The sequence below is a fragment of the Ruegeria sp. genome (assembly GCF_965221235.1).
GTDB lineage: Bacteria > Pseudomonadota > Alphaproteobacteria > Rhodobacterales > Rhodobacteraceae > Ruegeria.
Genome location: NZ_CBDCRS010000004.1, coordinates 3,211,762 through 3,238,259, shown reverse-complemented (window position 1 = coordinate 3,238,259; position 26,498 = coordinate 3,211,762). Strand labels below are relative to the sequence as shown.

General features: G+C 59.2%; 24 protein-coding genes. 13 read left to right on the top strand and 11 right to left on the bottom strand.

What is annotated here, in order from left to right; genetic code table 11:
- Window positions 1-28: 28 nt before the first annotated feature.
- Genes ACOQOY_RS19465 through ACOQOY_RS19450 form a run of 4 tightly spaced genes read right to left on the bottom strand, consistent with a single transcriptional unit; the run spans window position 29 to window position 4,355 of the window.
- On the bottom strand, window positions 29-934 hold the full coding sequence (locus tag ACOQOY_RS19465) for an alpha/beta hydrolase family esterase (RefSeq protein WP_420586978.1): 906 nt from the start codon (window positions 932-934) through the stop codon (window positions 29-31).
- A complete protein-coding gene (locus ACOQOY_RS19460) occupies window positions 931-2,400 on the bottom strand; it encodes a carboxypeptidase M32 (RefSeq protein WP_420586977.1) in 1,470 nt (489 codons plus the stop codon). Before ACOQOY_RS19460 ends, ACOQOY_RS19465 begins: the two co-directional genes overlap by 4 nt.
- Window positions 2,401-2,405: 5 nt before the next feature.
- Window positions 2,406-3,551: a heme A synthase gene (gene ctaA, locus ACOQOY_RS19455; protein WP_420586976.1), complete on the bottom strand. Its 1,146-nt coding sequence runs from the start codon at window positions 3,549-3,551 to the stop codon at window positions 2,406-2,408.
- Window positions 3,552-3,611: 60 nt separating this feature from the next.
- Entirely contained in the window at window positions 3,612-4,355 is a 744-nt protein-coding gene (locus ACOQOY_RS19450; protein ID WP_420586975.1) for an RNA methyltransferase, read from the bottom strand.
- Between the two features lie 162 nt (window positions 4,356-4,517).
- Here ACOQOY_RS19450 and ACOQOY_RS19445 point away from each other — a divergent pair, with 162 nt between their 5' ends.
- The 4 genes from ACOQOY_RS19445 (at window position 4,518) to ACOQOY_RS19430 (ending at window position 7,724) form a co-directional block, all read left to right on the top strand.
- The gene (locus ACOQOY_RS19445) at window positions 4,518-5,135 is read left to right on the top strand and encodes a thiamine phosphate synthase (protein ID WP_420586974.1); all 618 of its coding nucleotides are present in this window, start codon (window positions 4,518-4,520) and stop codon (window positions 5,133-5,135) included.
- Between the two features lie 45 nt (window positions 5,136-5,180).
- A complete protein-coding gene (locus ACOQOY_RS19440; protein WP_420586973.1) occupies window positions 5,181-6,074 on the top strand; it encodes a PfkB family carbohydrate kinase in 894 nt (297 codons plus the stop codon).
- Window positions 6,071-6,982 (top strand): pseudouridine-5'-phosphate glycosidase, encoded by a 912-nt coding sequence (locus ACOQOY_RS19435; RefSeq protein WP_420586972.1) that lies wholly within the window; start codon window positions 6,071-6,073, stop codon window positions 6,980-6,982. Before ACOQOY_RS19440 ends, ACOQOY_RS19435 begins: the two co-directional genes overlap by 4 nt.
- A gap of 64 nt (window positions 6,983-7,046) precedes the next feature.
- A complete protein-coding gene (locus tag ACOQOY_RS19430; protein WP_420586971.1) occupies window positions 7,047-7,724 on the top strand; it encodes a DUF502 domain-containing protein in 678 nt (225 codons plus the stop codon).
- On the opposite strand, the gene ACOQOY_RS19425 is transcribed toward ACOQOY_RS19430, so the two are convergent.
- The 3 genes from ACOQOY_RS19425 to ACOQOY_RS19415 are packed head-to-tail and all read right to left on the bottom strand — an operon-like array spanning window position 7,725 to window position 9,901.
- On the bottom strand, window positions 7,725-8,750 hold the full coding sequence (locus ACOQOY_RS19425) for a patatin-like phospholipase family protein (RefSeq protein ID WP_420586970.1): 1,026 nt from the start codon (window positions 8,748-8,750) through the stop codon (window positions 7,725-7,727).
- Window positions 8,751-8,762: 12 nt separating this feature from the next.
- Window positions 8,763-9,074 (bottom strand): hypothetical protein, encoded by a 312-nt coding sequence (locus ACOQOY_RS19420; protein WP_420586969.1) that lies wholly within the window; start codon window positions 9,072-9,074, stop codon window positions 8,763-8,765.
- Between the two features lie 53 nt (window positions 9,075-9,127).
- Window positions 9,128-9,901, bottom strand: a complete 774-nt coding sequence (locus ACOQOY_RS19415; protein ID WP_420586968.1) for a 3-hydroxybutyrate dehydrogenase — start codon at window positions 9,899-9,901, stop codon at window positions 9,128-9,130.
- A 292-nt stretch (window positions 9,902-10,193) separates the two neighbouring features.
- On the opposite strand from ACOQOY_RS19415, the gene ACOQOY_RS19410 reads away from it, so the two are divergent.
- The gene (locus tag ACOQOY_RS19410; protein WP_420586967.1) at window positions 10,194-12,008 is read left to right on the top strand and encodes an extracellular solute-binding protein; all 1,815 of its coding nucleotides are present in this window, start codon (window positions 10,194-10,196) and stop codon (window positions 12,006-12,008) included.
- A gap of 510 nt (window positions 12,009-12,518) precedes the next feature.
- Here ACOQOY_RS19410 and ACOQOY_RS19405 read toward each other — a convergent pair.
- Complete coding sequence (locus ACOQOY_RS19405; protein WP_420584042.1) at window positions 12,519-13,475, bottom strand: IS1595 family transposase; 957 nt, start codon at window positions 13,473-13,475, stop codon at window positions 12,519-12,521.
- 97 nt (window positions 13,476-13,572) lie between these two features.
- Between ACOQOY_RS19405 and ACOQOY_RS19400 the strand changes: the two genes are divergently transcribed.
- Window positions 13,573-13,809 (top strand): hypothetical protein, encoded by a 237-nt coding sequence (locus ACOQOY_RS19400; RefSeq protein WP_420586966.1) that lies wholly within the window; start codon window positions 13,573-13,575, stop codon window positions 13,807-13,809.
- Here the strand turns inward: ACOQOY_RS19400 and ACOQOY_RS19395 are convergent.
- On the bottom strand, window positions 13,798-14,421 hold the full coding sequence (locus ACOQOY_RS19395) for a helix-turn-helix domain-containing protein (RefSeq protein WP_420586965.1): 624 nt from the start codon (window positions 14,419-14,421) through the stop codon (window positions 13,798-13,800). The genes ACOQOY_RS19400 and ACOQOY_RS19395 overlap by 12 nt on opposite strands.
- Before the next feature lie 65 nt (window positions 14,422-14,486).
- On the opposite strand from ACOQOY_RS19395, the gene ACOQOY_RS19390 reads away from it, so the two are divergent.
- The 5 genes from ACOQOY_RS19390 to ACOQOY_RS19370 all read left to right on the top strand — a co-directional run bounded on the left by ACOQOY_RS19390 (window position 14,487) and on the right by ACOQOY_RS19370 (window position 20,560).
- The gene (locus ACOQOY_RS19390; RefSeq protein ID WP_420586964.1) at window positions 14,487-16,004 is read left to right on the top strand and encodes an AMP-binding protein; all 1,518 of its coding nucleotides are present in this window, start codon (window positions 14,487-14,489) and stop codon (window positions 16,002-16,004) included.
- Window positions 16,001-16,660: a DsbA family oxidoreductase gene (locus ACOQOY_RS19385; protein WP_420586963.1), complete on the top strand. Its 660-nt coding sequence runs from the start codon at window positions 16,001-16,003 to the stop codon at window positions 16,658-16,660. Before ACOQOY_RS19390 ends, ACOQOY_RS19385 begins: the two co-directional genes overlap by 4 nt.
- Before the next feature lie 76 nt (window positions 16,661-16,736).
- Window positions 16,737-17,945: a multidrug effflux MFS transporter gene (locus ACOQOY_RS19380; RefSeq protein ID WP_420586962.1), complete on the top strand. Its 1,209-nt coding sequence runs from the start codon at window positions 16,737-16,739 to the stop codon at window positions 17,943-17,945.
- Between the two features lie 279 nt (window positions 17,946-18,224).
- Window positions 18,225-19,889 carry a tetratricopeptide repeat protein gene (locus tag ACOQOY_RS19375; RefSeq protein WP_420586961.1) on the top strand — a complete coding sequence of 555 codons (1,665 nt, stop codon included), beginning with the start codon at window positions 18,225-18,227 and terminating at the stop codon, window positions 19,887-19,889.
- A complete protein-coding gene (locus ACOQOY_RS19370) occupies window positions 19,886-20,560 on the top strand; it encodes an SH3 domain-containing protein (RefSeq protein WP_420586960.1) in 675 nt (224 codons plus the stop codon). The genes ACOQOY_RS19375 and ACOQOY_RS19370 overlap by 4 nt, the downstream gene beginning before the upstream one ends.
- Here ACOQOY_RS19370 and mfd read toward each other — a convergent pair.
- Together mfd and ACOQOY_RS19360 are read right to left on the bottom strand one after the other, a co-directional pair.
- On the bottom strand, window positions 20,557-24,012 hold the full coding sequence (gene mfd / locus ACOQOY_RS19365; RefSeq protein ID WP_420586959.1) for a transcription-repair coupling factor: 3,456 nt from the start codon (window positions 24,010-24,012) through the stop codon (window positions 20,557-20,559). The two genes, ACOQOY_RS19370 and mfd, sit on opposite strands and share 4 nt — an antisense overlap.
- A gap of 21 nt (window positions 24,013-24,033) precedes the next feature.
- Window positions 24,034-24,558: a component of SufBCD complex gene (locus tag ACOQOY_RS19360; protein ID WP_420586958.1), complete on the bottom strand. Its 525-nt coding sequence runs from the start codon at window positions 24,556-24,558 to the stop codon at window positions 24,034-24,036.
- 120 nt (window positions 24,559-24,678) lie between these two features.
- Between ACOQOY_RS19360 and hemB the strand changes: the two genes are divergently transcribed.
- Window positions 24,679-25,677, top strand: a complete 999-nt coding sequence (gene hemB / locus ACOQOY_RS19355; protein ID WP_420586957.1) for a porphobilinogen synthase — start codon at window positions 24,679-24,681, stop codon at window positions 25,675-25,677.
- A 142-nt stretch (window positions 25,678-25,819) separates the two neighbouring features.
- On the top strand, window positions 25,820-26,392 hold the full coding sequence (locus ACOQOY_RS19350; protein ID WP_420586956.1) for a YSC84-related protein: 573 nt from the start codon (window positions 25,820-25,822) through the stop codon (window positions 26,390-26,392).
- The last annotated feature ends 106 nt before the right edge of the window (window positions 26,393-26,498 follow it).

Genomic DNA, 26,498 nt, shown 5'->3' with positions numbered 1-26,498 from the left:
AGCCCTGCTGGCGTCCGGCGGGGCTTTTTCATGAACTGCTCGGGTTTGACCCTGTCACTTCTTCAAACCAATCCAACATCAGGTTGCTCCAGCCGACCGGTATACCGTGCCCGCCCTGATAGCCGATTACCGACAGGCTTAATCCGGACGGGCAATCACTCATAATTCGCTTGTCATAGCCCTCTGCCGCAATCAGCTCATCCGCCTGACACCCGGCCTCATGCGCAAACCGTATCGCAATCTCTATCGCGCCCATATAGCCAGAACCTCCCAACCACGACCCGATACCCTGAAACGGAATCACGGTGTCGGAGTAGCCATGGCTGTAGAACATATCGAAATCGAGCGGTGATGATCCACACGCGCCGGGCTGTTCTCGCAACAGGGTCCCGCCGATTGGAGCAAAGGCCTGTAACCGGTCGTCCACATCCGCGCATGCCAGATACCACGAAAACGACCCGCCTCGGGAATGGCCCGCAGTGACGATCCGGGTTGGTTCGATCGAAAAGCGGTTAAGCGCATCGCCGAGCATGTCCGCTACAAACCCAAAGTCATCCCTTTCATTGCGCTGCGTGTCCCACACCCATCCGGTTCCCGGGCCGTTTCTGTATTGAATCTCCAAGGCGGTTGGCGCGATGACTGCATAGCCACGTTCTAGCATAGGACGAACGAGGTTAAGGTTTTGAATGACTTGCGACCCCGAACCACCTGAGCCGTGAAAAAAGACAACGGCCGGAAATGGTCCTGTCCCCTTGGGGATCAGAACGTTGTATTCCCGGTCGGCGATTTTGCACGGCAAGCCAACACCACCACACTCTGTGTCCTGCTTCAGATGTGCCAGCGGATCTGTTTCACGCTCTGGTTTGAACGCCAGAACAAGCGCAAGTGCCGCCACCGAAATGGATAGTATTCTGATGCCACGGCGGCGGATCATAAGCCGTAGATACCCCCGAACTTCTGTTCCAGATAGTCCAGCAACGGTTCTGGCCCCGGTTCCATATCGCTCGCGCGACGTATACTCTCGCGCGGAGCGTATAGCCCCCCGTGACGCTGAAGGTTTTCACGCAGCCATCCAGTCGCGCCAGACGTATTCCCTTCGGCCAGTTGCGCGTCCAGATCGGACACGGCGGCGCGCAGCGCCTGATAAAGGCAACCGGCATAGACATTCCCCAGCGCATAGGTCGGGAAATATCCAAACAGGCCGACCGACCAGTGAACATCCTGCAAACATCCGTTCGACGGCGTGTCCACCGCGTATCCAAAATCAGCTTTGAATCGGTCGTTCCACGCCGCCTCAAGATCGCGGACCTGAAGATCACCCGCCATCAGCGCCCTCTCAAGATCAAAGCGCAGCATGATATGGAGGTTATACTGCACCTCATCCGCCTCGGTCCGGATATAGCCGTTGTGGACGCGGTTCACCGTGGCGTAAAACGCATCTGCATCGGCAATTCCGAAATCCCCAAAGGCCTCGGTCATCTCGCCGTAAAGCCACCCGGTAAAGGCGCGCGAGCGGCCAAGCTGATTTTCATAGATCCGGCTTTGGCTTTCGTGAACGCCCATGGACGCACCCTGTCCCAGTGGGGTCAACAGATAATCACGACTAATCCCCTGCTCATAAGCGGCATGCCCGACCTCATGAACGGTCGAGTAAAAGCAGTTGAACGGGTCGGTTTCGCTGGTCCGGGTGGTGATCCGCACGTCCAGACCGCTACCCGAGCTGAACGGATGTACCGCCTTGTCGACCCGGCCATGGCTTAGGTCATAGCCAAAAATCTCAGCCAGCTTTTGCGACAGGCGCATCTGGATGGTTTCATCGAAATTTCCGCTCAACGCGGCAGGCTCGGGCCGGTCTAGAACCGCTGCGCGCAAGGCCACCAACCGCGGGCGCATCGCATCGAATATTGCTCCGATCTGGACACCGGTCGTGTAGGGTTCGTAATCCTCGACCATCGCGTCATAGACGTCTCCGCCTTGCGCAAGGGCCTCTCCCTCCTGCCGTTTTAGCGAGACAACCTCTTCAAGCACCGGCAAGAAGGCCGAGACATCCTCATCAGCACGCGCCTGCGCCCATGTGCCCTGAGCGGACGAGGTCACGCGGGCAATCGCTGTCGCCAGATCCGCAGGCACCTTAACCGCGCGCTCGTAAGCGCGGCGGATTTCGCGCAATTGGGCCATGCCGACCTCATCCTGAGGCGCCGCGTGTTCCAGCCACTCAGCTACACGCGGATCGCTGCGGCGGGCGTGCAGAACCGCCTCGATCGCGGCCATTTCCTCGGCGCGTTGAGGTGCGGCACCGCGCGGCATCACCGTTTCCTGATCCCAGCCCAACCGCCCGGCAATCTGCCCGAGGGCCGAGGTTTCACGTTGAAAGGCCATCAGGTCATCATAAGCGGTCATCAGGATTAAGCTCCGCGGATTGAGGTGGCGATTGGGTATGCGGTCAGGAAACGAGCGCGCAGGATCAGGGTCCAGACAACAACAGCCATGAGCTGGTGGACGATAGCAATCTGCCACGGGGCGGCGTAAACCACCGTCACGATGCCGATCACCACTTGCAGCGACACAGCCGCAAAGGCCGCGTTGAAGGCAAATCGTGTCTGCGGGTGCGCGCTGGCGCTGCCGCGTCGCCAAACGATGATGGCGAAGATGAACAGCAGATAGCCCACACAACGATGGATGAACTGAACCAGACCGGGGCTTTCAAAGAAATTGCGCCACAGCGGTTCCAGCATGGTTGCATCAGGCGGCAGCAGTTGCCCGCCAATCAGCGGCCAGTCGGTGTAAGAGCGCCCAGCGTCGATCCCGGCGACAAGCGCGCCGATGAGTATTTGCAAAAAGGTAAAGTGCAGCAGCCCAGTCGAAAGCGAGAACAGTTTCGGCTCTTTCGCACGTCGGGCCTGCATAAGGTCACGTTCCTCACGGCCCAGCTCAAAGATATACCATGCGAGGAAACCCAGGATCACGAAGGCCAGCCCCAGATGTACGGCTAGGCGATAGCTGGCGACCGCAGTCATCCCCTCGCCCTGCGTGACGCCCGAGGCGACCATCCACCAGCCGACCGCGCCTTGCACGCCCCCCAATGCACCGGGGATCAGCAGCTTACTGGTCCAACCTGTTGGGATTTTCCGCGCCACAAGGAAACCAAAGAACCCAACCGCCCAGACCAGACCGATCACGCGGCCCAGTTGGCGGTGGCCCCATTCCCACCAGTAGATGAATTTGAAATCATTCAGTTCCATCCACTGGTTCTGGATGCGCCACTGGTCGATCTCTTTGTACTTGTCGAACTCCGCCTGCCAATCGGCTTCGTTCATTGGCGGGATGGCTCCGGTGATCGGCCGCCATTCGGTGATCGACAATCCGCTGTCGGTCAGGCGGGTAAGGCCACCCACGGCGATCATTATCTCGACCAGAGCGAACAGGATCATCAACCAGATGCGGATCGCCTTGCGTGCGCCGCCCCGGCCCCGGTCGATCATGCCCGGCTGCACCGCCTGTTGTTTTTCGGTGTCCGAGACCTCTTGGAAGATGCTGCGCTTACCGCTCATGCCGTCCTCATGTCTTTGATTTGTCCGCAAGCTAGGGCTATGGGAGGCCGAGGTCCAGCCTCAGCCCTTCTCCTTCCAGCGGACCATCTGACGCATGATCCCGTGCAGCATCTGCACGTCCGCCCGCGTCATCCGCATCCGCGACCACAAGTTGCGCAGATTGGTCTTCATCCCTTCGGCTTTTTCGGGCGGGTAGAAAAAGCCCGCCTCGTCCAGCCGGTCCTCGTAATGCTCGACCAGTTTTTCGACCTCGATCCCCGTCGCCCAGTCGCCCTTGCCCAGATCGGTGGCCTCATGCACCACATCTCCGGTTTGGCGCATCCACTCGTAGGCGGTCAGCAAAACGCATTGACCAAGGTTCAGCGAGGCGTATTCGGGATTTACCGGAACCGAAATGATGGCATTGGCCTTGGCGATATCCTCGTTCTCAAGCCCTGCCCGTTCCGGCCCGAACAGAACGGCCACCTTCTCACCCGCAGCAACCTTCTCGGCCGCGAGCTTCATCGCGCGTTCGGGGCTATATACTGGCTTGGTCAAGCCACGCTGCCGCGCTGTGGTTGCGAAGACAAAGGTACTATCAGCCAAAGACCCGGCCAAATCGTCGAACAACTGCGCTTCGTCCAGTAACCGCCCCGCGCCGCTGGACATCGCCACGGCCTTGGGGTTCGGCCATCCGTCGCGCGGGGCCACGATCCGCATTCGATCCAGCCCGAAATTCCACATCGCCCGCGCAGCGGCACCGATGTTTTCCCCCATCTGAGGGCGCACGAGCACGAAGGAAGGCTGAGATGTATCGCTGGGCATGGCTGTCTCCGAAAATCTTCGCCCGCTCTAATCCCCAAGATGCAGCAGAGCAACCCGATCCGCTCCTTCCGGCCCCAAATACCCGCTCGGCAGGCATAAAAGTTTGCTTCCCCCGCGCAATCCGCTAAACCGCGCCAAAGACTGAAAGCGAAGGACGCGCCCATGGACACCCCCGAGCAACCGCAGATTTACCTGATCACCCCACCCTCGATCACCCTGAGCACATTCCCCGAGCAACTGGGCCGCGTCCTGGACGGGGCTGAGATCGCCTGTATCCGGTTGGCGCTGGCCGGAGCGGATGAGGACGCCATCGCCCGCGCCGCCGATGCCTGCCGCGAGGTTGCCCATGCGCGCGACGTGGCGCTGGTGATCTCGAACCACGTGCTGCTGGCGCAACGGCTGGGGCTGGATGGGGTGCATCTGGACGACGCGGCACGCTCGGTCCGGGCTGCGCGCAAAGAGTTGGGCGCAGATGCTATCGTCGGCAGCTTCTGCGGAGCCTCCAGCCATGACGGCATGACCGCAGGCGAGGCCGGCGTGGATTATGTCGCGTTCGGCCCCGTCGGCGCGTCGGCTTTGGGTGATGGAACAACAGCAAAAAAGGACCTGTTCCAGTGGTGGTCCGAGATGATCGAGGTTCCGGTCGTGGCCGAAGGTGGCCTGACCTCCGATCTGATCCGGGACCTTGCCCCTCACACCGATTTCTTCGGCATCGGAGATGAAATCTGGTCGCAGGATGACCCGTTGGCCGCGTTGAAAACTCTGACCGACGCGATGTGAGCGTTAACCCTTGCGCACGCGCCGGGGCTGCGGCATGAGTTTCGCATGACTCAGAACAGCGAAATCCTGTGTATTGGTTCGGTCCTTTGGGACGTAATCGGACGCTCGGCCAGCGCGATGCGGCAGGGCTCGGACGTGCCGGGGCGGATCACCCGCCTGCCCGGCGGTGTGGCCATGAACATCGCCATGACATTGGTCCGGTTCGGCATGACGCCGACCCTGCTGACCGCCATTGGCCGCGACCCCGAAGGCGATGAATTGGTCAATGCCTGCGCACGGTTGGGGATGGTCACGGACCACATCTATCGCTCGCAGGATTTGCCGACCGACCGTTATATGGCCGTCGAAGGGGCCAACGGACTGATCGCCGCCATTGCCGACGCGCATTCGCTCGAGGCCGCAGGGGCCAAGATTCTGCGCCCGCTGATGCACGGGCCTTTGGGCTGTGAAAACACCCCGTATGAAGGCCCGATTGCATTGGACGGCAACCTGACGTTGGACCTGCTTGAGGAGATCGCGCGCAGCCCGGCATTTGCCAAGGCGGATTTGCGCGTGGCACCGGCTTCGCCCGGTAAGGCCGAGCGCCTGTTGCCGTTTCTCAAACATGCCCGCGCAACGCTATATGTGAACCTCGAAGAGGCCGGTATCCTGTGCCAACGCGAGTTCACCGACTCCGAGAGCGCTGCCAAAGGGCTGCTGGATCGTGGGGCGCTGCGCGTGCTGGTCACGGACGGAGGCAACTCGGCCACGGTGGGCAACGCGGATGAAATCCTCACCCAAACACCCCCGCCTGTTCTGGTCACCCGCGTGACCGGCGCAGGTGACACCTTCATGGCGGCCCATATCGCCTCAGAATCCGGCGGAGCATCCAGCCACGAGGCCCTGAGCCGCGCCCTGCACGCCGCAGCAACATACGTTTCCGGAGAAACCCCACTGTGATCGACATTCAATACTCAGCCGAGGTCCGCGCCGCCAAAGACGCACGCCAGCCCATCGTTGCGCTGGAAAGCACCATCATTACGCATGGGATGCCCTACCCTCAGAACATCGAAGTCGCAGCACAGGTCGAACAGGATATCCGCGATGCAGGCGCCATACCGGCCACCATTGCAGTGATCGACGGTCAACTGCACGTGGGTCTGGAAGCCGATGAGCTGAAGTCACTGGGTCAGGCGCAAGGCGTCGCCAAACTGTCCCGCGCGGACATGGCCGCCTGCATCGCCACCGGCGGCACCGGGGCGACCACGGTTGCCGCCACGATGATCGCCGCGCATTACGCCGGGATCGCCGTGTTTGCCACGGGCGGCATCGGTGGCGTCCATCAGGGGGCCGAGACCTCATTCGACATTTCTGCCGACCTGCATGAGTTGGCACAGACCCCTGTGACTGTCGTCGCCGCGGGCGCGAAAGCCATCCTCGATCTGGCCAAAACGCTTGAGGTATTGGAAACGCTCGGCGTCCCCGTCATCGCGCATGGGCAGGACGAATTCCCCGCCTTCTGGTCGGCCAAGTCGCCCTATGCCGCGCCTTTGCGGATGGACAACGCCGAGGATATCGCCAAGGCCCACGCCACCCGCCGCGCGCTTGGTCTACCCGGCGGCCAGCTGATCGCCAACCCGATCCCCACCGAGGACCAAATCCCGGCTGAGGAACTGGCGCCTATCATCGCCTCTGCCCAGGCCGACGCGGACACGCATCGGATCACTGGCAAGGGCGTAACACCCTATCTGTTGCAGCGCATTTACGAACAGACCGAGGGCCGCTCTCTCACCGCCAACATCGCGCTGGTACGCAACAATGCCCGCCTTGCTGCTGGTATCGCAATTGCACTGACGCGACAGGCGTAGGATTACCCTATTGTACCAAACCCCGGGACTGCTTACTTAAATCGGCAAACCACTCAGGATCGCAATGAACACTCCGTTTGACGAAGAACCCCATCGCCGCCCCGGCCTGTTTTCCCGGCTGCGCGCATCGTTCCTGACGGGTATTGTGGTCATTGCCCCTGTCTGGCTGACGATCTGGCTGATCTGGTCCGTCGTCGGCTGGATCGACAGCGCGGTCCTGCCTCTGATCCCACAGCAGTTTCAGCCGGAACAATACGTGGGCATCAACCTGCGCGGCGTCGGTGTCATCATCTTTCTGGTGTTCACCGTTCTCGTTGGTTGGGTGGCCAAGGGTATTCTGGGCCGCTCGTTCATCTCGTTCACCGAAAGCCTCGTCGACCGGATGCCAGTCGTCCGCTCGATCTATTCCGGGATCAAGCAAATTTCGGAAACGGTCTTTGCGCAGACGGAACGGTCATTCGAGAAAGCTTGCCTTGTGCAGTACCCCCGCCGGGGCATCTGGGCCATCGGGTTTGTGTCGACCACAGCCAAGGGCGAAGTCAGTACACGCGCCGAAACCGCGGGCGACCTGCTGAGCGTGTTCATCCCGACCACACCAAACCCAACTTCGGGCTTTTTGCTGTTCTTCCCCGCCGAAGACGTGATCCTGCTGGACATGAGCATCGAAGACGCCGCCAAGCTGGTGATTTCGGCAGGACTGGTTTACCCCAACGAAAAAGACCCGACGCAACCGCCCGAGTAATCAGCCGAACATTACGGGCAGATTGACCGTACTGGTTTTGCCCAAATCCGACTTGTGATCATTGAGGAAACGGTGCGCCGCCGCGCGCCCGGCCTCTTTCAGCTTATGCAGAATCACAGGGTTTGGTACCGTCTTTGTTGCAACCGACAGATCGTTCATCAGTTCGTCGTCGGCAATCATGTGAACCAGAACCCGGCTCATCTCACCGGCTTTCAGCTTACCTTCATCCAGCAGGCGCTGCACGAAACTTATCGCGCGCAGCTCGCGGAACAACGAAGAGTTAAAGCTGATCTCATTGATCCGGTTCTGAATTTGCTGAGGCGTCTTGGGCACTTCATCCCGTTCCAGCGGATTGATGTTCACGATCACCACATCTTCTGGCAAGTCGCTGTTGAACAGTGGGTAAAGCGCCGGATTTCCAGTATAGCCGCCATCCCAATACGCCTCGGTCCGGCCGGATTTCGGATCGAAAATCTCAACGGCCTGAAACAGGTTCGGCAAACAAGCCGACGCTAGGATTGCGTTGGTTGAGACCTCTTCGCCCGTAAACACCCGGATCTTGCCGCTGCGCACACAGGTGGCGCAGACAAACAGACGCGGCCCTTGGTCGGCACAGATTTCGTCGAAATTGAACCGATCCACCACCGATTCCAAAGGATTGCGATAAAACGGACCATAGGCATAGGGCGACACCAGCCGCGACCAAGCATCCCCCACGGAAAACGGTAAGGAATACTCCATTGCATGGGCGATCTGCGCAGGCTCCATCGCCTGCATCCAGTTGGCGAGGCGCATGTCCCCGACCGCGCCCATACGCTCCCACAGCCCGTTCAGATTGGCCCGTGCGCCATCACGTCCGTTGTGGACCATGCCCGACTTGAACGCAGCCCCGTTGAGCGCCCCGGCAGAGGTCCCGGTGATCGCCGCGACCTCAACGTCATCTTCATCCAACAGACGATCCAGAACGCCCCAGGTAAACGCGCCGTGCGCGCCTCCACCCTGCAAAGCCAGATTTATCCGTTTCACTTGCGGCCTCCGTCATTCATTTTTGAGAGCAGCATCCAGAGCATTCTCATATTCGTCTCTTGAAATCTCTATGGAATAACCACCTTCCCATTCCTCTTCGAACTCATCTGGAGGTTCTGGATCAATCGACAGCGATCCTATGAGATTATTCTCGCTTACACTTAAGACTTCAGGGCTGGAGATTCTTTTTGGTGAGGTAGGTGGATAGTGATTTATGCTTTCTAAAACCGCACCTTCATTAGAAATTCTGAAGTACTGCAAGCATGGGGTCGATACCGCATTCTCATCAACCAACTTGAAGTAGCGAAATTCAGTGTTTCTCATTCAGTTGATTTCCCTTTCACGAAAACTCCAAGGTCCAAATAAACCATCGGAACTTAAAGAGCCGTCCAGCCCCCATCCACGGAAATCGTCGTCCCCGTAATCTGCGCCGCAGCGTCCGAGCACAGGAAGATTGTCGTGCCGCCCAATTGCTCGACCGTTGCGAATTCTTTCGAAGGCTGACGCTCCAGCAGAACGTTCTTCACAACGTCCTCACGGCTCATGTTGTATTCCTTCATCGTGTTCGGAATCTGTGCTTCGACCAGAGGTGTCAGAACATAACCCGGACAGATGGCATTGCAGGTGATTGGCTCCTGTGCGGTTTCCAGCGCCACGGTTTTGGTCATTCCGACCACGCCGTGTTTCGCTGCGATATATGCGGCCTTGAAGGGCGATGCCGTCAGACCATGCGCCGAAGCAATATTCACGATGCGGCCCCATCCGGCCTTGCGCATCATCGGCAGAGCTGCCGCCATCGTGTGATAGGCCGAGTTCATGTTAATCGCGATAATCGCGTCCCACTTGTCGACCGGGAACTGATCAATCGGTGCGACATGCTGAATGCCCGCGTTGTTCACGAGAATGTCACAGGCGCCCGCCTTTTCAATCAAAGCCCGGCATTCGTCACCTTTGGACATGTCGGCTTTGATGTAGCGCGCGTTGGTTCCCGTCTCATTCGAGATTTCAGCTGCCAGCGCGTGATCCTCATCCCGGTCGGTGAACGAGTTCAGAACCACATCTGCCCCAGCCTTTGCCAGCTCGCGTGCGACCCCTAGTCCGATCCCTGAATTCGACCCCGTGATAATTGCCGTTTTTCCTGACAGGCTCATTGGCTCTCTCCCTCAAAATCCGCTTTGGCCGCACAGTGCCATGCTGCACCTGCAAAGTGAACGGGGAAACAACAGGCTTCGATATCACCGGGAAAAAACGCCAAAAAAAACGCCCGCACGAAGCGGGCGTTAAGTTATTGAGGCAGGTTTCATACAGGCAAGAAACCTATCGAGCAGTGCAACCTTTATACGCAATTCCTTGCATCCGTCCAAGCTAAAAGTTTGAAAATAAGAAAAATCATCGGTACGGTGAATCCCAACAAAATAAGGCCTGAGCAGGATTGTTTCCAAAATGCGTACCGATTTTCTACGCCCCGTTCGTTCTCTGATCGTGGGAATCGCCTCGGTTTTTGCCGCCTCAATGGTCCATGCAGAATCGGCCCATGGCATAGCTATGTACGGAGACCCGGCCCTACCACCGGATTTTGTGTCTCTGCCCTATGCCAATCCCGACGCGCCCAAAGGCGGACAGGTCGTTTTTGGAAATACCGGCGGCTATAACAGTTTGAACCCGTTTGTGCAAAAAGGCACCTCGCCCTGGCAGCTAAGATTTTGGACCCATGAGAGCCTTATGGGCCGATCCTGGGACGAACCTTTCACTCTTTACGGGTTGTTAGCCGAATCAGTTGAGACTGCACCGGACCGGTCTTGGGTAGAATTTACCCTTCGTGAAGACGCCCAGTTTTCCGATGGCAACCCGGTGACGGTTGACGATGTCATCTGGTCGTATGAGACGTTGGGGACTGAGGGGCATCTGCGCTATCGCGGGCTTTGGGACAAGATTGACAGTATCGAGCAGACCGGCCCTCGCTCGGTTCGCATTTCGTTCAACGAACCCGACAGGGAATTGGCGCTGATCGCCGCGCTGCGTCCGATCCTGCAAAAGGCGCAGTGGGAGGGTAAAGACTTCGCCAACGCCGCCCTGCATGACATTCCGATCGGAACAGGCCCATATGTGATCGACAGCTATGAGGCTGGTCGTTACGTGAACCTGCGCCGCAACCCGGATTATTGGGGTGCGGATATCCCCTTCCGCCGTGGCACCATGAATTTGGACGAGATACGGATCGAGTTCTACGGCGACGGCACCGTCCTGTTCGAGGCGTTCAAAGCTGGGGAACTGACCGCCGTGCGTGAGTTCAACGCGGACAAATGGGACACCCAATACAACTTCCCGGCCGTTCAGCGCGGTGATGTGGTCAAGACTGAGATCCCGCACGGTAAACCTTCGGGCATGACCGGGTTCGTTATGAATACCCGAAAGGCTCCGTTCGATGACTGGCGTGTGCGCGAGGCGTTGATGCTGGCCTTCAACTTTGAATTCATCAACGACACGATTACTGGTGGCGTACAGCCCCGGATCACCTCGTATTTCTCGGGCTCGGATCTGGGGATGCAGCCCGGCCCTGCCTCTGGTCGGGTCTCGGACCTGTTGCAGCCCTATGCCGACGATCTGCCGCCTGGCGCGCTGGAGGGCTACGAGCTGCCCATAGGCGACGGGTCCGCCCGTAATCGCGCCAATATCCGCAAGGCCAACGCCCTGCTGGCTGAGGCTGGATGGACCGTGCAGGACGGCGTCTTGCGCAATCAGGACGGTGAGGATTTTGCGATCACAGTTCTGCTGCAACAGGGCGATACCGAAGGCCAGACGGCGATTGAAATCTATACCCGCGCGTTGGAGCGTTTGGGCATTCAGGTCAATGTCGAGCAGGTGGACAACGCGCAATTCACCGGCCGCAAAGCCGAACTGGATTTCGACATGACGTTTTTCCGCCGCGCCATGTCCCTGTCACCCGGCAATGAACAACGGCTCTACTGGGGCAGCGGAAATGCCGACACCCCCGGCACCCGTAACCTGATGGGTGTTTCTTCGCCCGCTGTTGACGGGATGATCGACGCCATGCTGGCCTCGGAAAGCCATGAGGATTTCGTCGCCGCCACCCGCGCGCTGGACAGGGTTCTGACCGCCGGACGCTATGTCATTCCACTGTGGAATTTCGACGTAGGGCGTATTGCCCACGCCAAGGAGTTGCGGCAACCACAGACCTTGCCGATCTATGGCGACGGGCCAGAATATATGCCGCAGGTTTGGTGGTACGAGGAATGAAAACACAGGGCTGAAAAGCCCTGCATCAACCAGAACAGGATTTGCTGCATTTGAAATGCCCATTCTGCGGTTCAGTTGATTGGAACGCTTTGGTCGTCGGCGGAAATTAGCACAGCCGTAAAACAATACCCTATATTGTGCATCAACATGGCGACTCCGCTACAAATGCGGTGGATGTCTATTTTCAGGCGCAGCGGAAAAAACTGGCACAAGGGGCTTTACGGATGACCGTCCTGCCCTGTACGTTGTAGCTATTGTACCGTGCTGTTTGATCAGAAAAATTCTGTGAAATTCGCTGGATAGCCTGGAAAGCGGCCCGGTACGTCAGGAATTTGCGGACCGGCCTCCACTCACTCCAATCTCAGGTCCGTCAGCCCGTTGCGGAAACCTCGCAACGGGCTTTTTGACCTTAAGTCACCCTCTCTCAGAGTGCGACATTTTGTCATGCGCGTGGATACCGGTGCGGTCCGTACCCTGATCAAGGGGAGAGCAACCGAGTAACCAAAAGGCTCAGTTCGCAAATTGTGTGCATGAGGTCCCAATCGCGGTCGCGAGACAGGATCTGGCCGATGATTTCAGCAGGTCACACCGTTCGAACCATCGCAGGTAGTTTTCGAGGTATTTGCTCGAAACGCCGCGATAGCGGCGCAGGAAGTCCTTCAACCCACTGTGCCGATTGTTGGCTGTTTGTATGTGAGCCACCCCACGCACCCGTTCACCGGCGGACTGGTTCAATGCTTCGTGTCTGACCCCAAGTGACTTGGCGCAGGGCGGGTAAACGTTGTTTCCATCAGTGACCAGAAGGATGTCATCATCAATCCGGGGTTCCAGAACGCTGTGTATGCTGTCAGCTGTGACAGATGGAAGGACGGAACACGCCGTTGTGCCGCCTCGGTCCACGGCAACCAATATCGGAACCTGTTCGTCTGACAGACCGCGCTTGCTGGCCTTGCCGCCCCTGCGGCGCGCCTTGCGATCAAGTTTGCGATCGCCCTTGCGGCTCTTGAGAACATAGGTCTCGTCGGCTTCGACAATGCCCTTGAGTTTTGGAGGGTCCTGGTCCTTCGTGCCTAAAAATCGGTGCCGCCAACGAAACGCCGTAGAGACGGCAAAATTACAGCGCTTTGCAGACGCGCGAACGGTCAGCCCATCCGCAAGGCAGCCCCCAAAGGCGAGCCATCTGTCCTTCTTGTGCAGGCCCTGTAAAGCCGTGCCCGTTGCCGCGTTGAAAGTCTTGTTGCAGGCCTTGCATTGATACCGCTGTAGCCCTCGGGCTTTGCCCCGCGAAACCGCGCCAGGCGTGCCACAATGCGGGCACTCACGGTCCTCGGCGACGCGCGCTTCGATCGCTGCCAGCGAAGCGGATGGCTCAGTTTCCCCCAGCAACACAGCCTGTGCTTGCTGCCTCTGCGCCAGACTGAGACCGTCTATGCGGGATAACCACTCCTGAAACTGCTTGTGATCCACTGTCAATACCTCCTCGATTTTCCCAAGATCATATCAGAAACGTGAAGCTTGCATACGATTTACGAACTGAGCCAACCAAAACTACGGAAGCTGACTGATGTTGAACTGGACCGACCTGACGCAAGACTGGGATGCCATGTATTCGCGCGCCAAACGGCGTTTTCCAAACCTGTTGGATCAGGACAAGGTACGGCTGAGTAAAGATCGAAAAGGGTTTGAAGCGTATCTGGCCGAACGCCATCACCTGACCGTCACCGAAGCACACGAAGAGCTTGAGGATTTTCTGTTCACAGAAGGTCTGAACCGCGAATTCAGCAGAGCATTAAGCAAGTGACGTGATCCAAAGGATCGTCGCATCCTCGTCACTGACGGAAATAACGTTATGTCCCATGCTGGCATCGTAGTATGCGGTGTCTCCACGGCGCATTTCGACAGGCTCGTAGAACTCGGTATACAGCTTCACCACTCCGGTCAGCACATACAGGAATTCCTCGCCATCATGGCGCACCCAGCCGTCGAACTCGTCCATTGAGCGCGCCCGCACCCGGGCGCGGTACGGCAGCATTTGTTTTTTAGTCAGCGTATCAGCCAGCAACTCATGCTCATATGTGACCGTCGGATGCGCCGAGCCTTCTCCCATTCGCGTCACCGCCATGCGGCCAATGACCTGCTCCCGCTGCGGTGGGGTGAACAATTGCGGCACCGAAATCTCAAGACCGGTGGCCAGCTTCTTTAACGCCTCATAGGTCGGCGACATCTGCCCGTTTTCGATCTTACTGAGCGTGGACCGCGCCAACCCCGCCTGTGAGGCTGCCTGTTCCAGTGTCCAGTTCCGCGCCTTGCGCAGCTGGCGCACGCGCGCGCCAAGGTCCAGCGGTTCAAGCTCGGTATTCTCACCCGAGTCGCGGGCGATGCGGATCAGAGAGGGCTGTTCGTTCGTGGTCATGCGCAACTCTATAGGCCCAGCCCGTCCCGCTTGCAACGCGGCAGGTGGCACGTTAGCCAGTTGCCATGCTTTCTGTTTTCGATCAGGGGCCGCCCCCGACCTGCCCCGAACCGTTCAATCTGGCAGCTCATGTTTTGCGCCAGGCGGACGCAGACTCTGACAAGGTTGCGCTGTCCGTGCTGCGCCCGGATGGGACCGAGGACTGGACATATCGCGCGCTGAAGTCTGCCATTCTGGGCACGGCCTCGGGATTGCTGAGCGCCGGATTAAAGCCGGGCGACATCGCATTGATGCGATTGGGGAACACGGTAGACTTTCCGATTGCTTATCTCGGGGCGATTGCTGTCGGTATCATTCCTGTTCCCACCTCATCGCAACTGACCGAACCCGAAACCGCGCGGATGATCGCGGATCTGAACCCAGCCGCGATCCTGAGAGACCCCAAAGTCGCCTGCGCCGAGCATCCGGTCCAGATCACGCTGGACGAACTGGCGCAGATGCGCACCCTGCCCCCGGCCAAGTTTCAATTCGGCGATCCGAACCGGTTGGCCTACGTAGTCTATACCTCTGGCACCTCGGGCAAGCCGCGCGCTGTGGCGCACGCGCATCGTGCCATCTGGGCGCGGCAGATGATGGTGGATGGTTGGTACGGGCTGCGAGACTCGGATCGTCTGTGTCACGCGGGGGCGTTCAACTGGACCTATACGCTGGGTACCGGGCTTATGGATCCCTGGACCATCGGCGCAACGGCCCTAATACCAGAACCGGGTACCGACCCGGACGCGCTGCCTGCCCTGCTGCGCCAGCACCGCGCCACAATCTTCGCCGCGGCACCGGGTGTATTCCGCAAACTTCTGAAAACTCCGAACGGTCTGCGTCTGCCGGACCTTCGTCATGGGCTGTGTGCTGGTGAGAAACTCTCGCGCCACCTGCAGGCGCAATGGGCTGATACAACCGGGACCGAGTTGTATGAGGCCTTCGGTATGTCCGAATGCTCGACCTTCATCTCATCCAGCCCCGCCCATCCCGCGCGCGGCGAGGCGCTGGGACAACCGCAGCCGGGTCGCCGCGTGGCCATCCTTGGGCCGGACGGACCGGTGCCACAAGGACAAGAAGGCACCATCGCCATCCACCGCTCGGACCCAGGCCTGATGCTGACCTATCTGAACGCCCCCGCTGAGGCCGAGGCACGGATGCAAGGCGACTGGTTCCTTACCGGAGATCAGGGTGCAATGGCTGTGGATGGTCAGATCACCTATCTGGGCCGCGACGACGATATGATGAACGCAGGCGGCTACCGCGTCTCTCCGGTCGAGGTCGAGGCCGCGCTGTCCAAATACCCCGGCATCACGCAGGTGGGCGCGGCAGCGGTCGAGGTCAAACAGGACACATTCGTGATAGCGGCCTTCTATACCGGGCCGGAAAAGCTGGACGAGGTCGCCCTGCGCACCTATGTCGAGGACAATCTGGCGCGATACAAACAACCGCGCGCGTTTATCCACCTGCCCGAACTGCCCACCGGCGGAAACGGCAAACTCCTGCGCCGGGCGCTGCCGGCCTATTTCAAGGCGACGACACCATGACCCAGACCGTCAAACTCGACATCATGTCAGACCCGATCTGCCCGTGGTGCTATATCGGCAAAACCCATCTAGACAAGGCGCTGGCCGCCATCCCGGACCATCCTTTTGTCATCGAATGGCATCCTTTCCAATTGAATCCCGACATGCCGGATCAGGGTATGGACCGCCGTGAATATCTTGAGCGTAAATTCGGTGGCAAGGACGGCGCCGTTCGCGCCTATGCCCCTGTGGTCGAACATGCCGAGAACGCAGGGTTGAGCATTGATTTCGAGGGCATGAAACGCACTCCCAACACGCTGGACGCCCACCGCCTGATCCACTGGGCCGGGATTGAGGGCAAACAAAATGAGGTCGTGGACGCCCTGTTCGACGCGTATTTCGCGCAGGCGCGCGATATCGGTGATCACGAAGTTCTGGCCGATATCGCCGACGGTGTTGGTATGGACGCGGCGGTGGTGCTGAAATTGTTGAATTCTGACGCCGACCGCGAGGATATTCGCACCCGCGACACCCATTCGCGGCAGATGGGCGTGAATTCCGTCCCGACCTACATTGTCGCTAATCAACACGCCGTTCCCGGCGCGCAACCGCCTGAAATGTGGGAAAAAGTGATCGGCGAGATCATGTCTCAGATTGAGGCCTCCCCTGCAAATTAGCACAGCCCCCTGTGCGCATTGATGCCTAGCGTCGCCCGCCCTGTCGTGATAGCGCGAACAGGTCAGGAGGGGCGGTATGGCCAGTCGCATGTCTTCAGGAGAGTTCGTCGCACTTGTCGCAATGATGTTTGCGACAATCGCGTTTTCCATCGACTCGATGCTGCCGGCCCTGCCCGAGATCGGCGCGCAGCTCAGCCCCGATGACGTCAACCGGGCGCAGCTGATCCTCACCTCTTTCGTTTTGGGCATGGGGATCGGCACATTTTTCGTCGGGCCTTTGTCAGACGCCTTCGGACGCAAGCCGGTGATCTATGTGGGCTCAGCGCTCTATATCGGCGCGGCGGCCGTGGCTTGGGCGAGTTCTTCGCTGGAACTGTTGCTGATGGCCCGAATTGCGCAGGGCGTCGGTTGCGCTGCGCCGCGCGTGGTCGCTATGGCCATCATCCGAGACCTGTACTCGGGCCGCGAAATGGCGCGGATCGTGTCCATCGCCATGATGATCTTTACGCTCGTGCCAGCCGTAGCCCCGATGCTGGGGGCCGGAGTGATTGCAATCGCAGGATGGCGCAGCATTTTCGTGTCGTTCATGTTGTTCTCGGTGATCACGATGGTCTGGATGGGCCTCCGCCTGCCGGAGCCGTTGAAGCCCGAAAATCGCCGACCGCTGCGCCTGCCCCTGATGGCCTCGGCCGCGCGTGAGATGTTCGCGCATCCGACCGTGCGCGTGTCGATCTTTGTTCAGACATTGTGCCTGGGAATGCTGTTCACCATGCTGACCATGGTGCAGCCGGTCTATGACGTGATCCATGACAGTGCAGACAGTTTCCCCTTTTGGTTCGGCTTCGTGGCCCTGATGGCAGGCTCGGCCAGTCTGTTGAACGCAGCACTTGTGATCCGCGTAGGGATGCGGCGGCTGGTGACCTGGGCCCTTGGCGCGCAGATCGTTATCACAACGGGCGTTATCGTTCTGGATATGATGCCGCTTTCGGCGAACCTTTCCTTTGCGATGTTCGTCTTTTGGCAGACCTCGATCTTCTTCATGGCGGGCATGACCATGGGCAACCTGAACGCCATCGCGATGGAGCCGATGGGTCATATCGCCGGCATGGCCGCGTCTGTCATCGGCGCAGTATCCACCGTGCTTGCCGCAGTCATCGCTGGACCAATCGGGTTGCTGTTCGACGGGTCCCTGACCCCTCTGACCACCGGCATTCTGGTCATGAGCCTGACGGGGTTTGGCCTGATGCTGCATATGGGGCGGATCGAAAACAGAGTACCCGCCTGATCTGTGCAGCCTGCACGAATCCTATTATCCTGCCCTCAGTTTGAGGTGCAGATATGCCAAAGAAATTTGAACACCCCAATCCAAGATCACGCAAACCAAACGAGTTTAAAGGTACTTGGAAAGGGCGCATTTATCGTCGCGGCATCGTCAGGGCATTGAGTGTGAACTTCTTGGTGTTTCTCGCGATTTTCGCAATATCCGTCTATGTTGTTCAATTCAGGGAGCAGACAAAGCAAACTCCCAGAGTTTGGACGTTGGGGTCGAACTGAGGGGGTTGCAATGAGATACGACTACGATCTGGGTACATATTCCTGTGCGGTCAGCACGTCCTCGTCCGAAGCACAGCTTTGGTTCGATCGCGGACTAGCATGGACCTACGGTTATAACCATGACGAAGCCGTCGTCTGTTTCCAGCGCGCGGCCGAGCATGATCCGAACTGCGCCATGGCCTTTTGGGGCATCGCATATGCCGCTGGTCCGAACTACAACCTGCCTTGGGATTTACGAGACGAGAATGGCCAACAAAAGGCGCTGGCGCAGGCCTATGACGCCACGCAGCAAGCTTTGGCTTTACTGGATGGCTGCAACCCGGTCGAGCAGGCTTTGATCCGCGCCTTGCCCGCACGATACCCACAACGCGATCCGATCCCTGAGATGCACGGCTGGGACTATGACTATGCCGACGCCATGCGTACGGCCTTTGCCGACCAACCGGACAATCTGGACCTGCGCACCATCTATGTCGAAGCGCTGATGAACTTGACACCCTGGCAGATGTGGGACCTGAAATCCGGCCAACCTGCCGAAGGCGCCGCCACGCAAGAGGCACAAAAGGCGCTGGAAGACGCGATGGCCGGCGATCCCGCCGCGATGTCCCACCCAGGCCTGCTGCACCTCTATGTTCACTTGATGGAGATGTCACCGACCCCGGAAAAAGCCCTGAAAGCCGGGGATATCCTGCGCACACTGGTCCCCGACGCGGGCCATCTGGTGCATATGCCGACACATATCGACGTGCTGTGTGGTCACTATCACAACGTCGTTCACTGGAACGAAAAGGCCACGGTCGCTGATCTGAAGTATTTCGAGCGTGAGGGCGCATTCAACATCTACACCGGCTATCGGCAGCACAACTATCACTTCGCCATCTACGGCGCGTTGTTTCTGGGCCAGATGGAACCCGCCCTGCGCGCCAATCAGGGGCTGTGGGACACCACACCCGAAGAGATGCTGCGCATCGAAAGTCCGCCTATGGCGGACTACTTCGAAAGCTACATGTCTATGGGGCCGCATATCCTGATCCGCTTTGGTCGGTGGGAGGAGGCAAAAGCGCTTGAGCTGCCCTCGGACCCGGATCTCTATCGAACGCTGACAGCAACGACGCACTACGCCCGCGCCGTTGCCCATGCGGCGACCGGAGATGTGGCGCAGGCCGAGGTCGAAGAAAACCTGTTTCTTGCCGCCAAGACCTGCGTCCCTGAAACCCGCAGGTTGCACAATAACCGCGTCATCGACTTGCTTGAAATCGCAACAGAAATGCTGCGTGGCGAGATCGAATACCGCAAGGGCAATTTTGACATCGCCTTTGCCCACCTTCGCCGCTCGGTCGAACTGGACGACACGCTACCCTATGATGAACCCTGGGGCTGGATGCAGCCCACCCGCCACGCTCTGGGGGCGCTGCTGTTCGAACAAGGACACGTGACCGAGGCCGAAGCGGTCTATCGCGAGGATCTGGGGCTGGGCGGCGACCTCAGCCGTGCCTCGATCCATCCTGACAACGTCTGGAGCCTCAAGGGCTTGCACCTTTGCCTGAAAGCACGCGGTGAAGCTGTTGAAATCGTTCAAATTAAGCAACGACTTGACCTAGCCCTTGCGCGCGCTGACCGCGCGGTAGGTGCGTCGTGCTTCTGCGCTCAAGCTGCGATGAGGGCCGCTGAATGAGAACTGCTTTGCTGCTGGCCGCGTTTCTTTGCGGTCCCGCTCTGGCCGACCGCCAATCCTTCCCGCCGGTCGACGAAGCGGACCGTGACCCCTCATTGGTGGAGTTTCGCGAAACCCTATTGGCCAAGATCGCAGCACGGGATGTCGATACCATTGTCGCCCTGGCCTGCCCCGATATCTACCTGAGCCATGGCGGCGACGGCGGCCCCGAGGAGCTGCGCGCCAATCTGGTTCTCGATCCTCAGACCCTCTCTGAAGAATACCGCGAAGACGCCGATGCGATGCGCGAGCAGTATTGGACCGATCTGGAAAACACCCTATCGCAACCCGGCTATTTCGACGATGAGGGCGAGTTCTGGATGCCACATCAGTGGCAAATCACCCTACCCGCCTCGCTGGATGCGCATCTGGCGTACTTTGTGACGGGACAGAACGTATCGCTACGCCAGCAACCAAACCGAGACGCGCCTTTGATCACACGGATCAGTCATGAGGTCGTCATCCTGCGCGATCACCAGAGCAGCGCCGAATATCAGCGTGTTCTGCTAACTGACGGAACGCAGGGATACATGCACAGCGACTTTCTGTGGCCCATGACCGGCCACCGCGCCGCGTTCGTTAAATCGGATGCGGGAGGCTGGCAATTGTGTACGTTTGTCAGCGGTGACTAGGCCTTCGCCTTTTTCTTCTCGGCCATCAGCTTCTCGGCCAGATCGCGAGCTATGGCGAAGGCTCCTTTGATCTTGTCGCTGTCCTTCTTCCAATCCCGCCGTACAACGATCTTGTTTTCTTTGACCTTGGCCAGCCCACGCTGGTTCTGGATGAACTCGACCAGCCCCTGAGGCGAGGCGTATTTGTCATTGTGGAACTGGATCGTAGCGCCCTTCGGTCCTCCGTCCAGCTTGGCAATACCAGCCCGTTTGCACATTGCTTTGATCCGCACGACCAGCATCAGGGTGTTCACCTCTTTCGGCAGTTTGCCGAAGCGGTCGATCAGTTCGGCGGCGAAGCCTTCCAGTTCCACCTTGGTCGAAAGCGACGACAGACGGCGGTAGAGACCCAGACGCACGTCCAGATCGGGCACGTAATCCTCGGGGATAAGGACCGGGACGCCCAGGTTGATCTGCGGTGCCCATTGGTCGTCGGCATCCGACAGCCCCTCCATCTCCCCGGCTTTGATCTTGGCAATCGCCTCTTCCAGCATCGACTGGTAAAGCTCGTAGCCCACGTCGCGCATCTGGCCGGACTGTTCCTCACCCAGCAGGTTGCCTGCGCCACGAATATCGAGGTCTTGGCTGGCTAAGGTAAAACCCGCCCCCAGCGTGTCCAACGAGCCAAGAACCCGCAGGCGTTTCTGGGCCGTGGCGGTCAGCTTCTGGCGCGGTTTCGTGGTCAGATAGGCATAGGCGCGGGTCTTGGATCGCCCAACACGGCCCCGGATTTGGTACAACTGTGCGAGACCGAACATATCTGCCCGATGCACGACCATCGTATTGGCGGTCGGGATATCCAGCCCGCTTTCCACAATCGTCGTCGCCAGCAGCACGTCGTACTTGCCGTCATAGAAGGCGTTCATGCGGTCGTCGAGTTCGCCTGCCGCCATCTGGCCGTGCGCCACCACATAGGTCAGCTCGGGCAGTTGCTCCTTCAGGAATTCCTCGATTTCCGGCAGATCCGAGATGCGCGGGACCACATAGAAACTCTGCCCGCCACGATAGTGCTCGCGCAGCAGCGCCTCGCGAATGGTGACCGCGTCGAACTCGCTGACATAGGTGCGGATCGCTAGTCGGTCTATGGGTGGGGTGCCGATGATCGACAGGTCTCGCACGCCGGTCAGCGACAGTTGCAGCGTGCGCGGGATTGGCGTTGCCGTTAGGGTCAGCACGTGGATATCGCTGCGCAACTGTTTCAGGCGTTCCTTGTGACCGACGCCGAAATGCTGCTCCTCGTCGATGATCAGTAGGCCGAGGTTGTTGAACCGTATCCCTTTGGCCAACAGAGCATGAGTGCCAATCACAATATCGACTGTCCCGCGCGCCAACCCGTCTCGGGTCTGTTGCGCTTCCTTTGCAGAAACAAAGCGCGACAGCTGCCGGACCTCCAGAGGGAACCCTCGGAACCGTTCCTTGAACGACGCGGCGTGCTGACGAGCCAGCAATGTGGTTGGCGCAACCACCGCCACCTGCACGCCCGACATGGCGGCGACAAAGGCTGCGCGCATGGCGACCTCGGTCTTGCCGAAACCCACGTCACCGCAGATCAGGCGATCCATTGGCGCGCCGGAGTGCATGTCCTCCATCACCTCGGAAATCGCCCGCATTTGGTCGTCGGTCTCCTGATATGGGAAGCGCGCGCTGAATTCGTCCCACGCATTGGGCGGCGGGTCCATGACTGGGGCTTTGCGCAAGGCACGCTCAGCGGCGATGCGGATCAGCTTGTCCGCCATCTCGCGGATGCGCTCTTTCAGCTTGGCCTTCTTGGCCTGCCACGCGCCGCCGCCCAGACGGTCTAGCAGACCCTCGTCATGGCCGTATTTGGACAGCAGCTCGATGTTCTCGACCGGAAGATAAAGCTTTGATTGCTCGGCGTATTCCAGCAGCAGGCATTCATGGGCCGCACCCGCCGCCGTGACGACCTCCATCCCTATATAGCGACCGATGCCATGATCCACGTGCACCACCAGATCACCGGGTGACAGAGATTGAGTCTCGGTCAAGAAGTTCTCTGCCTTGCGGCGTTTCTTGGGCTGGCGGATCAGGCGGTCGCCCAGGACATCCTGTTCGGCGATGACGGTCAGATCAGGGGTTTCAAACCCATGTTCCAAGGCCCAGACGGCCAGATGCAGCCCGCGTTTTCCGACGCGGGTGCCGTCGGTGACGGGAATGGCCTCGGCCAGACCTTCATCCTCGATCAGCCCGGTCAGACGTTCCCTGGCGCCTTCGGAATAAGACGCGATCAGCACCGGACCTTTGGTCATCTTATCGGTGATATGGCTGGCAAGCGCACCAAACAGGCTAATGCTTTCCTGCTGCCGCTCGGGCGCAAAATTGCGCCCGATCCGGCCGCCTGCGTCGATCACACCCGGCCCGCTGGCCTGTGGCAGAGGGCTGAACTGAAGCACCCGCCGGTCGCCGACTGCCTCATTCCAAGCGGTATCGTCCAGATACAGCAATCCGGGCGGTGTCGGCTTATAAACCGTGTCCATGCGAGAGCGGTTCTCGAGCGCCAGACGACGGGTTTCATACTGATCCGCGATCGACTCCCACCGGGCCAGACGCGCAGGCGTAACCTGATCGTCCAGAGAGATCGTCGCCCCCGGCAGGTAGTCGAACAGCGTCTCCAGCTTTTCGTGGAAGAACGGCAACCAATGCTCGACGCCTTGGTGTTTGCGACCTGCGCTGACCGCTTCGTAAAGCGGATCATCGGTGCCCGCCGCGCCGAATTCGATGCGATAGTTCTGGCGGAACCGGGTGATGGCGGCCTCATCCAGAATGACCTCTGACACAGGGGCGAGTTCGACCACATCCAGCTTTTCGGTCGTACGCTGCGAAACAGGATCGAACCGGCGCGCGCCGTCCAGAACGTCTCCGAACAGATCCAGACGAACAGGGCCGGATTCGCCCGGAGGGAAAATGTCGATGATCCCGCCCCGGATCGCATAGTCGCCGGGTTCCATCACCGTGGGGCTTTGGGTAAAGCCCATCCGCACCAGAAACTTGCGCAATGCGTCCTCGTCCACGCGATGGTTCACACGGGCGGTGAATGCGGCCTCGCGCAGCACATCCCGCGCGGGCACCCGCTGGGTCGCGGCGTTCAACGTGGTCAGCAGCACGAACCGATCCGGCATCTGATGCACCAGCGCCGCCAAGGTTGCCACTCGGGCCGCTGCAATATCGGCATTAGGCGAGACCCGATCATAGGGCAAACAATCCCAGCCCGGGAACACGAACACAGGCATGTCAGGCGCAAAAAAGGCCAGCGCAGCGCGCATCGCCTCCATCCGCTTGTCGTCGCGCGCGACGTGACACACCGGACCGCCCGAACGCGTGATCTCGTTCAGGACAAGCTGTGCGTCAAACCCCTCAGGGGCGCCGCCAACAGTTACGTGGTTCGGAGCCGTCATCGCCTCGCCTTTCTGAAATCCCTAGCCCAGGACGCCGATCGAAAAGTTCTGATACATGCCCCAGAGCGAGGTGATCAAGATCGAGATCATACCAATAATCTGCGTGTAAATCCGACAACGGGTTAAAACCTTGCCGACAAACTCTAGCGTTGGCTCACCCTTTTGCAGCTTGCGCGCCGCGCGGATGTTAATCAGCATGACCAACCCCACTGGGAACAACAACAAAAACACGGCCTGAGCAAACTCGACACCGTAATAAAACCCAAGCGTCGCAAGGCCGGTAAAAAAGAAACACCCCAGCGCCAGAATGGCCAGACCGGACACATCAACGATATACAGCAACCGATTTCCGTTGATACGCACGATGTCCAGCAAGTCTTGTTCGGCCTGCCCCCCGTTTCGGCGCGCGCGCACCACCAGATCATACGGAACGCCCATCGCCCAGTGACTGGCAGAAGACCAAAGAACAGCCAAACCGATCCAATACCACAGATTCGAAAAGCTGCGCATGTCGATGATTTCGAAAACCGATGAGTATAAGTCCAAGCGTCAGCCCTTTGTTCACTGTCCTTAGGGGCTTTCTTTGCGCAGCCGCGTCCATCGTTACCCTTGAGACCTTGTGGAATTCATGCCACCCAATGCGGGAATATTCAAGGAGAGCGCGCCATGAAACCGACCATCGCCCCCTATCCCCTGACCCGCTTTCGCAGGGCAAGGCAATCACAGGCCGTGCGCGGGCTTGTGCGGGAAAACACGCTTACCACGGATGATCTGATCTGGCCGGTTTTCGTGCGTGATGGCGAGGGTGTGGAAGAGCCTGTACCTTCAATGCCCGGTGTGATGCGCCGGTCTGTCGATCTGATCGAAAAGGCCGCGGTTGAGGCTCAGGCGCTGGGAATTCCGGCGATTTGCATCTTTCCCTACACCGATCCAAGCTTAAAGACCGAGGACTGCGCCGAGGCGTGGAACCCCGACAACCTGTCGAACCGTGCGATCCGAGCGATCAAGGCCGCCGCGCCGGACATCGCCGTGATGACCGACGTCGCGCTGGACCCGTACAACATCAACGGCCATGACGGCTATGTGGTCGATGGCGAGATTGTGAACGACCGAACCGTCGAGGCGCTGGTCAAAATGACGCTCGCGCAGGCCGAGGCCGGGGCGGATATCATCGGCCCCTCTGACATGATGGATGGCCGAATTGGTGAGATGCGCAAGGCTCTGGAATCGGCGGGGCATCAGAACGTGATGATCCTCAGCTATGCCGCGAAATACGCCAGCGCGTTTTATGGACCTTTTCGTGACGCAGTGGGTGCATCCGGCGCGCTGACCGGGGACAAGAAGACCTATCAGATGGACCCGGCCAATTCGAACGAGGCGCTGCGGCTGATCGAACGCGACCTGACCGAAGGCGCAGATATGGTGATGATCAAGCCCGGGATGCCCTATCTGGACATCTGCCGTCGGGTGAAAGACACCTTCGGCGCGCCGACATACGCCTATCAGGTGTCAGGTGAATACGCGATGATCCAGGCGGCGGCGCAGAACGGCTGGATTGATGGCGAAAAGGTGATGTTGGAAAGCCTGCTGGCATTCAAGCGCGCGGGTTGCGACGGCATCCTCACCTATTTCGCCCCGGAAGTCGCGCGTATCCTTCAGGGCTAAAACCACCAATTGTCGCAATTTTTCGCCGATTGTGGTCCGTGTCTGCGCAGCTTTCCCGTGACACGAGGCCGCAATCGGCGTATTCTTGCACATAAGATCGGGAACACCCGACATATCAGGCAGTTATACAGAGAAAAAACACATGAGCAGTTCCAATTCTCCCCGACTGAATCGTCGTGGCTTTGCTTTTGGCATGGCCGGGCTGACACTGACCGCCGCTTGCGGCAATGGTGTCGGCAATTCCAACGCGGCCACCATCGACGCGCGTGTCGATGCCACCCTTACTGAAATGTATTCGCGCTATCCCAACACGGTTGAGATCGCGGAAAAGGCCAACGGTATGCTGGTCATGCCGCTGATCACCGAAGCAGGGTTTGTCTTTGGCGGTGGCTATGGTCGTGGCGCGCTGCGGATCAATGGGGCAACCGTCGATTACTACTCGGCCGTGAAAGGCACCGCCGGGTTGCAGATTGGCGCGCAGCAATATGCCCACGTTCTGTTCTTCATGACGCAAGACGCGCTGAACGATTTCCGCCGCTCCAGCGGTTGGACCGCCGGCGCCGATATCGGCTACGTGGTCAGCGATCAGGGTGACTCGCTTTCGACTGACACGACTACGCTGCGCAGCCCTGTTCTGGCGGCTGTGTTCGGTCAGGCTGGGCTTCAGATCGGAGCCACCGTCGAAGGCACAAAATACACCCGGATCATTCCGTAATTCAGAATTACCCCCCTCTGAAACGGCCCCGTCATCCAAGTGTGGCGGGGCTTTTCATTTATACCGCTGGAAACACGGATATTCCCGCGCTGTTCCTCTTTCGGTC

Excerpts from the sequence above, each read along its gene's own strand:
- ACOQOY_RS19420 (WP_420586969.1), bottom strand. The coding sequence starts at position 9,074 with ATGAGAAACACTGAATTTCGCTACTTCAAGTTGGTTGATGAGAATGCG.
- ACOQOY_RS19430 (WP_420586971.1), top strand. The coding sequence starts at position 7,047 with ATGAACACTCCGTTTGACGAAGAACCCCATCGCCGCCCCGGCCTGTTT.
- ctaA (WP_420586976.1), bottom strand. The coding sequence starts at position 3,551 with ATGAGCGGTAAGCGCAGCATCTTCCAAGAGGTCTCGGACACCGAAAAA.
- ACOQOY_RS19385 (WP_420586963.1), top strand. The coding sequence starts at position 16,001 with ATGACCCAGACCGTCAAACTCGACATCATGTCAGACCCGATCTGCCCG.
- ACOQOY_RS19350 (WP_420586956.1), top strand. The coding sequence starts at position 25,820 with ATGAGCAGTTCCAATTCTCCCCGACTGAATCGTCGTGGCTTTGCTTTT.
- ACOQOY_RS19440 (WP_420586973.1), top strand. The coding sequence starts at position 5,181 with ATGACTCAGAACAGCGAAATCCTGTGTATTGGTTCGGTCCTTTGGGAC.
- ACOQOY_RS19460 (WP_420586977.1), bottom strand. The coding sequence starts at position 2,400 with ATGACCGCTTATGATGACCTGATGGCCTTTCAACGTGAAACCTCGGCC.
- ACOQOY_RS19410 (WP_420586967.1), top strand. The coding sequence starts at position 10,194 with ATGCGTACCGATTTTCTACGCCCCGTTCGTTCTCTGATCGTGGGAATC.
- ACOQOY_RS19395 (WP_420586965.1), bottom strand. The coding sequence starts at position 14,421 with ATGACCACGAACGAACAGCCCTCTCTGATCCGCATCGCCCGCGACTCG.
- ACOQOY_RS19445 (WP_420586974.1), top strand. The coding sequence starts at position 4,518 with ATGGACACCCCCGAGCAACCGCAGATTTACCTGATCACCCCACCCTCG.
- ACOQOY_RS19465 (WP_420586978.1), bottom strand. The coding sequence starts at position 934 with ATGATCCGCCGCCGTGGCATCAGAATACTATCCATTTCGGTGGCGGCA.
- ACOQOY_RS19375 (WP_420586961.1), top strand. The coding sequence starts at position 18,225 with ATGAGATACGACTACGATCTGGGTACATATTCCTGTGCGGTCAGCACG.
- ACOQOY_RS19415 (WP_420586968.1), bottom strand. The coding sequence starts at position 9,901 with ATGAGCCTGTCAGGAAAAACGGCAATTATCACGGGGTCGAATTCAGGG.
- ACOQOY_RS19400 (WP_420586966.1), top strand. The coding sequence starts at position 13,573 with ATGTTGAACTGGACCGACCTGACGCAAGACTGGGATGCCATGTATTCG.
- ACOQOY_RS19450 (WP_420586975.1), bottom strand. The coding sequence starts at position 4,355 with ATGCCCAGCGATACATCTCAGCCTTCCTTCGTGCTCGTGCGCCCTCAG.
- ACOQOY_RS19370 (WP_420586960.1), top strand. The coding sequence starts at position 19,886 with ATGAGAACTGCTTTGCTGCTGGCCGCGTTTCTTTGCGGTCCCGCTCTG.
- hemB (WP_420586957.1), top strand. The coding sequence starts at position 24,679 with ATGAAACCGACCATCGCCCCCTATCCCCTGACCCGCTTTCGCAGGGCA.
- ACOQOY_RS19380 (WP_420586962.1), top strand. The coding sequence starts at position 16,737 with ATGGCCAGTCGCATGTCTTCAGGAGAGTTCGTCGCACTTGTCGCAATG.
- mfd (WP_420586959.1), bottom strand. The coding sequence starts at position 24,012 with ATGACGGCTCCGAACCACGTAACTGTTGGCGGCGCCCCTGAGGGGTTT.
- ACOQOY_RS19390 (WP_420586964.1), top strand. The coding sequence starts at position 14,487 with ATGCTTTCTGTTTTCGATCAGGGGCCGCCCCCGACCTGCCCCGAACCG.